Genomic DNA, 7,672 nt, shown 5'->3' with positions numbered 1-7,672 from the left:
GACGGAAGCCGCTGGATATCTTCTCGGCCGGCCTTCCTGCTTCCGGTGCGCGTACTCGGCAAGCTGTTCCGACGGCTCTTCCTCATGCGAGTGGCCAGCGAAGCGGTTGCGCGGCAGGCCGGTATCGAGAACGGTGACCTTGCGGCGGGCACGGCCGAGCTGTAGGGCGGCGGCGAGACCGGCAAAGCTGCCGCCGATGATGATGACGTCATCCATGGTGGTAAGCTCCGTGTTTTGGATGGAGGGGGTTGGGCTGGCCTGACCTACAATGTCGTCTAGCGACGCGCATTCGATATCGCCGGGCGGCCAAGGGACACTTGATTTGGAGGACACGATAAAATCCACTCTTGGAATTTCGGACACTGCGTAGTATCGTAATTCGACAATAACGATACTGTCAAGGACTGGAATTGTCGTGACCGAAAATAGTCGAGGCCGGCGCGGCCGGCCCGCCAACGAGGCGCTTCGCCAAACGATCGTCGACACCGCAGGCGAACTCTTTGCGGAACTGGGTTTTCATGCGACGACATTGGACAAGGTCGCCCAGCGAGCGAAGATATCCAAGCTCAGCATCTACAGGCACTTCGAGAACAAAGAGGCGCTGTTCGGCGCGGCCTTTGCGGCCCGCTGCCACCAGTCTGTACCACAGGTCCTTTTTGAAGGCGTCGACGGTTCGGCCGAAGATCAGCTCATGGCTGTGGGATCATCGCTGCTTCGCACGCTGTTGCGCCCGGACGTCCGCAATGTCGAAGCCATGGTCATGGCCGACACGACGAATCAAAAGTCGTTGAGCAAGCTCCATTACGAAGCCGGCCCCGCCCATATCATCGCCCAAATCGAGGCCCTGTTGCGTCAGTTGCACGCTAAGGCGGTTCTGAACGTGCCCGATCCTCTCCGGTCCGCCCGCTTATTTGCCGCGCTTCTCAAAGGATGCGACCTCCTGATTATCGCTCGCTTCGATGAGGCGAGAGCAGAGGACGACAATGAGATCGAATCCTATTGCCGGTCGGCCGTCGCCATGTTCATCGCCGCGCACGGTGGCAACGACCACGCGGGCGGATAAGCATTTGATTGCTCCGGGCAGCTTGGCCGGGACCGTGGTCCAGGCGCTTCGTCATATTGGGCCGGCGCGCGCGGCCGAGCTTGCACAGATCGCGGCACCTCATCTTTCTCCCAACGATAAAAAGTCGCTCGCATCTACCGCGGTCCAAGCTCCCGCCTGGATGCGGTCGACGCTTCTCTCCATCGCAGATCCGGCAGCAGTCGGGACAACATCTGATGCGTCATCAACATTCGCGTGAAGCTACTCGAAAGAATAGGTGAAGCCCTCCTTGGAGGCGCCGACGGTCACCTTCGTCATCTTTTCGCCCCCCAGCGACCGGTTCAGCACGCCGCGGCTCAACTCCGGCAGAAGCGTGTTGGTCAGGATGGCATCGATCATCCGCCCGCCGGATTCGATCTCGGTGCAGCGGGCCTTGACCAGATCCATGACACCGTCGCCGATCACCAGTTCCGCGTCGTTGGTCGCACGCAGCCGGCGAGCGATCTTGGCGAACTGGTGACGGGTGATCGCTTCGATCATCGAATCCGAGAGCGGATAGTAAGGAATGGTCACCACCCGGCCGAGAAAGGCCGCAGGGAAGACCTTCAGCAACGGGCTGCGCAAGGCAGTGTCCAGATCGTCGAGCCCTGCCCGTAGCGTGCCATTCCTGGTCCGGTCCATGATGACTTCGGAGCCGACATTCGAGGTGAGCAGGATCAGCGTGTTCTTGAAATCGATGCGCCGGCCCTCGCTGTCGTCCATCATCCCCTTGTCGAAGACCTGGAAGAAGATTTCGTGCACGTCCGGATGTGCCTTCTCGACCTCGTCGAGCAGGATCACCGAATAGGGCTTGCGGCGGACCGCCTCGGTCAGGATGCCGCCCTTCCCGTAGCCAACATAACCTGGCGGCGCCCCTTTCAAGGTAGAAACCGTATGCGCCTCCTGGAACTCGGACATGTTGATCGAGATGAGGTTCTGCTCGCCGCCATAAAGCGTTTCGGCCAGCGCCAAGGCAGTTTCAGTCTTGCCGACGCCCGAGGGGCCGCAGAGCAGGAACACCCCCACCGGCTTTTCCGGCGCGCCGAGCCCAGCGCGGCTGGTTTGTACGCGCTTGGCGATCATCTCCATGGCGTGGTCCTGGCCGACGACGCGTTCGGACAGGGTCACGGCGAGCCGCAGCGCCTTTTCGGTCTGGCTCGACAGCATCCGCCCCGTCGGGATTCCCGTCCAGTCCTGGACCACCGCCGCCACGGCGTTGCGGTCGACCGACGGCAGGATCAACGGCGTCTCGCCTTGCGCCTCGGCCAGTTCGGCCATCAGTTCGCGCAACCGGGCGAGATCGGCGGCCGGATCGGGTGGAGGGGCATCGGCAGCAGCCGGTGTCTCCACCTCGGTCTCGGCTGTTTTGGTTCTGGCTGTTTTGGTTCTGGCCGTTTTGGTCTTGGGTGGCTGAGTCTCAACTGCGTCCGCGTCTGCTGTTTCGCTATTGGTCTCGGGCGTCTCCACCGCATCGAGCGGCACACCTTCGCCGCGCAGCCTGGCGCGCAATTCGAGTATCTCGGCAACAAGTGCCTTTTCCCGATCCCAACGTTGCTGCGCGGCGGCCAGCGTGGCCTCGCTTTCGGCAAGCCCGGTGTCGACCCGAGCCTGCCGCTCGGTCACCTCGATACCGATCGCAGCCTCGCGGCCGATAATACCGCGCTCGACCTCCAGCGCCTGGCGGCGACGCATGATATCCTCGACCTCCGCCGGCGTGGCGTGCTGCGATATGGCGACACGGGCGCAAGCGGTGTCGAGAAGGCTCACCGCCTTGTCCGGCAATTGCCGCGCCGGGATGTAGCGATGCGAAAGGCCGACCGCCGCCTCGATCGCCTCATCCAGTATCTGCACCTTGTGGTGCTGCTCCAGAACGCCGGCCACACCGCGCAACATGAGAACGGCCACCACCTCCGAAGGCTCGTCGATCTTGACCACCTGGAAACGGCGGGTCAGGGCCGGGTCTTTCTCGATGTGCTGCTTGTATTCCGCCCAGGTCGTTGCTGCGATGGTGCGCAGTTCGCCCCGCGCCAGCGCCGGCTTCAGGAGATTGGCCGCGTCGCCGGTTCCAGCCGCGCCGCCGGCGCCGATCAAGGTGTGGGCCTCATCGATGAACAGGATGACCGGCGTTTCGGACGATTGAACCTCATCGATGACAGCCTTGAGCCGTTTTTCGAACTCACCCTTTACGCTTGCCCCCGCCTGCATCAGTCCGACATCAAGCATACGCACACTGACGTTCTGCAGGCTGGGCGGCACGTCGCCCTCGGCGATACGCAAGGCAAAGCCTTCGACGACCGCAGTCTTGCCGACCCCGGCCTCGCCGGTCAGGATCGGGTTGTTTTGCCGGCGCCGCATCAGGATATCGACGATCTGCCTGATCTCCGGATCGCGGCCGACGACCGGATCGATTTTGCTGTCGCGAGCGCGCTGGGTCAGGTCGGTGGCGTATTTCGTCAGCGCCGAATCCCCGCCCAGTGCCCGCTTCGGCGGGGTCTCGGTGGCGGCAGCGGCCGGCGCAGCCCCGGCTTCGAGCGACCCTTCAGTTACGTCGGCAAAGCGCTGGATGACTGCGGCGGCGTCGACCTTGTCAAACTCGCCGCTGATCTTCGACAGCAGGCCTTCCAGCACCGGCGTCTTTAGGCAGGCAAGGAGAACATGTGCGCTACGGACTTCCTCGACGCCGAATTCCAGTGTTGCCAGGTTCCAGGCCTCTTGGATGGCATGAAAGATGTGGTCGGAAAATTCCTCGATCGACGTGGCGCCATAAGGCAGCTTGTCCACCGCGCGGGTCATATCGGCCGTGAGCCGGCTCGCATCCACGCCCGCATCGGCGATTATCATTTGCACATCCGAGCGGTCGGAAAGCACCAGTTGCTCGATGAAGTGGACGAGTTCGACGTAAGGATTGCCGCGCAGCTTGGCGGTGTCGGCGGCGGCCTTGAAGGCGCGCACACCGACAGGATTGAGCTTGCCGACCAGTTCCTTACGCTTGAAGCTCTGCGACGACCGGCGCTGTTCCATCGAACGTGCTCCTGCAATCTGCCAGCCGACAACCTGCCACATAAGCCGCCACTTGACAAAGCGCGTGATGGACGAGGTCTCGATGACCGTTGTGGAGGTCCTGCACCGCCGGCTGCAAACAACCACGGAATTGCGCCCTTGCGCGATGCATTTCTCGTGCGGGATCGGCAATCATGCTACGGATTTCAGCACTCGGGGGCGGTTGCATTTAGCTTCTGTTAATTTTTGAGCAGTCGTTGAATTGTGGTAAAGTGCAGCGGTGTGATAACGTCGGGTCACATCTGGTTTGAGGGCCTTCGCTGGGGGTTGGTGTGATTGATCTCGCACTCTGGCTTACTTCGCTCGACGGTGAGAATCCGTCCGGGGAAGATTTGCGCAACGACCCAGCTTTTCATGAGCTGGAGCGTCTGACGGAAGCCCAGATCAAGGTCGTACACGACGGCAACAACAAGGCCGCCTCGCAAAGCACCATTCCGGTCGACTGGCCTGCGGTGCTCGCAAAAGCCGAGGGATTGCGCGCGCATGGTCGGGACCTGCGCCTGCTCGTCATCGTCACGCGCGCGCTGGCCAATGAAGAAGGGCTGGCCGGGCTCGCGCAGGGCCTGACCCTCATTGCCCGGACCTTCGATCAGCATTGGGAAACCATGCATCCGGCACTGCGGCCCAACGCTTCGCCACGCGATGCCGCCTTGCGCCGTATCAACGCGCTGCTCGACCTGCAGAATGGTCAGGACGGGTTGTTGGCGAACCTGCGGCAAATGACGTTCTTCGCGCCGCGCGCGATCGGCCCGATTCAGGGCAAGGACCTGGAAAAGGGTGCGCTCGACGACCGTGTCATGCTCCAGGAGGCCGCCTCGGGGTTGAATGCGGCGGAGAAGGCCGCGTTGGTCAGTGCGCACGCACAACTCCTGAACCGGGTGCGTGCCGGATGTGCGGCACAGATCGATCAGGCCAATGCGGAGATGATCCAACTCATCGCCGACGCCCGGGCAACGATCGCGGCACTCGATGCGGTCGAGACCGCGCTCAACGCTCGTCTCGGCGGCGGCGGCGCTCCCGTTCCGGACTTAAAACGCTTCCTGCAGCGTTTGCTGACGACGCTCGAACGGAATTCGGCAGCCGGCGCGGTGACGAATGGCGCGGCCACGTCGCCGATGCCGGCGGAACCGGCAACGCCTGCTCGAAACGGTCATGGAGCCGATGCGATGGCAAGTATGGGAAGCTACGCGGACTCGAGCACGGGGCTTCCCGACCGGATCTCCTCGCGCGACGACGTGGTGAAATGCCTCGACCTCGTCGTCGCCTTCTATGACCGCACTGAACCGTCGAGCCCAATTCCGCACCTGGCTCGGCGCGTACGCCGGATGGTGCACATGGATTTCGTTGAACTGATGGAAGATCTCGCCCCGTCTGGGCTGAAGGAATTCAGGCTGCTTGCCGGCGTTCCCGATGCCAAAAAGACGGCTCAGAAGGATGAAAGGTAACAACACATGCCAGCCGAAAGCAAAGCGAAGGTCATCGAACGAAATCGCGCGCCGCGAGTGCAGATCGCCTACGATGTGGAAACCTACGGTAGCCCGACGACGATCGAACTGCCGTTTGTCATGGGCGTGATGGCCGACCTTGCCGGTGCTTCGCAAACCAAGGAAGCGTCAAAGTCGGTGCTGGACCGCTCCTTTGTCGAGACCGACGCAAACCGCTTCCCAAAGTTCATGGAGGCGCTCGGGCCCCGCGTCAAAGCCCGGGTGAAGAACACGCTGCCGCAGGCCGAAGGCCAGGAGCGCGACGAGGAACTGGCGCTCGATCTCACCTTCACCAAAATGGGTGATTTCGCCCCGGACAAAATCGCCGAGCAAGTTCCACAACTGGCCGAGATTCTCAAGATGCGTCGTCAGCTCGAGGAATTGCTCGGCTTCATGGATGGCCGCGTCGATGCTGAAAAGCGCATCGCGCAGCTTCTGAACAACGAACCGCTTCTTGGCAAGATCGCCAGCCAGGCACTGGCCGACGACGACAAGGTTGGGGAATAAATCATGGCCGAACAGCAAAAGACCGCCGCAGTCGCCACCGAGGCCGAGGCCATAGACCTTGGAGAATTCAGCGGACTCCTCGAGAAGGATTTCAAGGTCAAGAAGGACGACAGCGAGAAGTTGCAGCAACTCGTGCGCAATCTCGCGCTCGCGGCGCAGTCCCGTTCCGACACCACGACCATCTCGTCCAATGCGATCAAGTCGATCAAATCGCTGATCGCCGGCATCGACAAGATGCTGACGACCCAGGTCAACGAGATCCTGCACGCGCCGGAAGTGCGTGAAATGGAAGGCACATGGCGTGGCCTCTGGTATCTCGTCAACAACACCGAGACGGATCAGAAGCTGAAGATCCGGGTGATGAACATTTCCAAGGAACAGCTGGCCGATACGCTTGAAGACTATGAAGGCCAGATGTGGGATCAGAGCCCGATCTTCAAGAAAGTCTACACAGACGAGTATTCGATGCTCGGCGGCGAGCCGATCGGCTGCGTGATTGGCGCCTACGAGTTTTCCAACCACCCGCGCGACGTCGGCCTGCTGCGCAACATCTCGGGCATCTGCGCTTCGGCGCACACGCCATTCATCGCGGCCGCTTCGCCGCGCCTGTTCCGCATGGATAGCTGGCAGGAATTGCCGAACCCGCAAGACCTGCAGCAGATCGTTTCCAACCCGGCCTATGCCTCGTGGCAGTCGTTGCGCGAGAGTGAGGACGCTCGCTACATCGGCCTGACCATGCCCCGCGTCCTGGCGCGGCTGCCCTACGGCACCGATACCGTTCCGGTGAAGGGCTTCACCTTCGAGGAAGAGGTGCAGGGCGACCACAACAAATATGTCTGGATGAACGCCGCCTTCCCGATGGGCGTCAACATCAACCGCAGCCACAAGCTGTTTGGCTGGGGCACGCAGATCCGCGGCGTCGAGAATGGCGGCACGGTGCTCAACCTGCCGGTGCACAGCTTCCCGACCGATGATGGCTCGATCGCGATGAAATGTCCGACGGAAGTCGCCATCGACGACCGGCGCGAGGCGGAACTGGCCAAGCTTGGCCTGATGCCCATCCTGCACCGGAAGAATACCGATCTCGCGGCCTTCATCGGGGCACACTCATTGCAGGACGACGAGACGCGAGCGGGGCGGCTGGTCGATCCCGATGCGCAGTCGAACGAGCGGCTGAGCGCCAACCTGCCCTACCTATTCCCGGTCTCGCGCTTTGCGCACTACCTCAAGGCCATCGCGCGCGACAAGGTCGGCTCGTTCAAGGAGCGCTCCGACATGCAGATCTGGTTGACCGAGTGGATCAACCGATACGTGCTGGCCAACCCGGCCTTTGCCGACGACAAGGCGCGCGCCAAGCGCCCGCTTGCCGCCGCCGAGGTTCAGGTGGACAGCGTTGAGGGGCGGCCGGGCTATTACAATGCCCGCTTCTATCTGCGCCCGCATTACCAGCTGGAGGGCATCAACGCCTCGCTCCGACTGGTGTCGGAACTACCGTCCGTTAAGACTTGATTGCAGCAACAACATCCTGGTTTTTGAAAGC

5 protein-coding genes and 1 pseudogene are annotated in these 7,672 nt (G+C 62.0%); 4 read left to right on the top strand and 2 right to left on the bottom strand.

Annotated features, from left to right (window positions below; all coding sequences use genetic code 11):
* Positions 1-84: 84 nt before the first annotated feature.
* Positions 85-216 (bottom strand): annotated as a pseudogene (locus tag NKJ06_RS16770) (FAD-dependent oxidoreductase); the annotation flags it as partial.
* A 199-nt stretch (positions 217-415) separates the two neighbouring features.
* Here NKJ06_RS16770 and NKJ06_RS16765 point away from each other — a divergent pair.
* Positions 416-1,063, top strand: coding sequence for a TetR/AcrR family transcriptional regulator (locus NKJ06_RS16765; RefSeq protein WP_352634230.1), 648 nt, complete (start codon positions 416-418; stop codon positions 1,061-1,063).
* A 240-nt stretch (positions 1,064-1,303) separates the two neighbouring features.
* Here NKJ06_RS16765 and tssH read toward each other — a convergent pair whose 3' ends face one another.
* Positions 1,304-4,102, bottom strand: a complete 2,799-nt coding sequence (tssH, locus tag NKJ06_RS16755) for a type VI secretion system ATPase TssH (RefSeq protein WP_352634228.1) — start codon at positions 4,100-4,102, stop codon at positions 1,304-1,306.
* A 311-nt stretch (positions 4,103-4,413) separates the two neighbouring features.
* On the opposite strand from tssH, the gene tssA reads away from it, so the two are divergent.
* Genes tssA through tssC form a run of 3 tightly spaced genes read left to right on the top strand, consistent with a single transcriptional unit; the run spans position 4,414 to position 7,641 of the window.
* Positions 4,414-5,586, top strand: coding sequence for a type VI secretion system protein TssA (tssA, locus tag NKJ06_RS16750; protein WP_352634226.1), 1,173 nt, complete (start codon positions 4,414-4,416; stop codon positions 5,584-5,586).
* 6 nt (positions 5,587-5,592) lie between these two features.
* A complete protein-coding gene (tssB, locus tag NKJ06_RS16745) occupies positions 5,593-6,132 on the top strand; it encodes a type VI secretion system contractile sheath small subunit (RefSeq protein WP_352634224.1) in 540 nt (179 codons plus the stop codon).
* Positions 6,133-6,135: 3 nt separating this feature from the next.
* Positions 6,136-7,641: a type VI secretion system contractile sheath large subunit gene (gene tssC / locus NKJ06_RS16740; RefSeq protein WP_352634222.1), complete on the top strand. Its 1,506-nt coding sequence runs from the start codon at positions 6,136-6,138 to the stop codon at positions 7,639-7,641.
* The last annotated feature ends 31 nt before the right edge of the window (positions 7,642-7,672 follow it).

The organism is Mesorhizobium sp. M0293 (assembly GCF_040321735.1).
Classification (GTDB): Bacteria; Pseudomonadota; Alphaproteobacteria; order Rhizobiales; family Rhizobiaceae; genus Mesorhizobium.
Note: the sequence above shows the minus strand (reverse complement) of the source record. Positions and strands in the feature narration are given on the sequence as shown.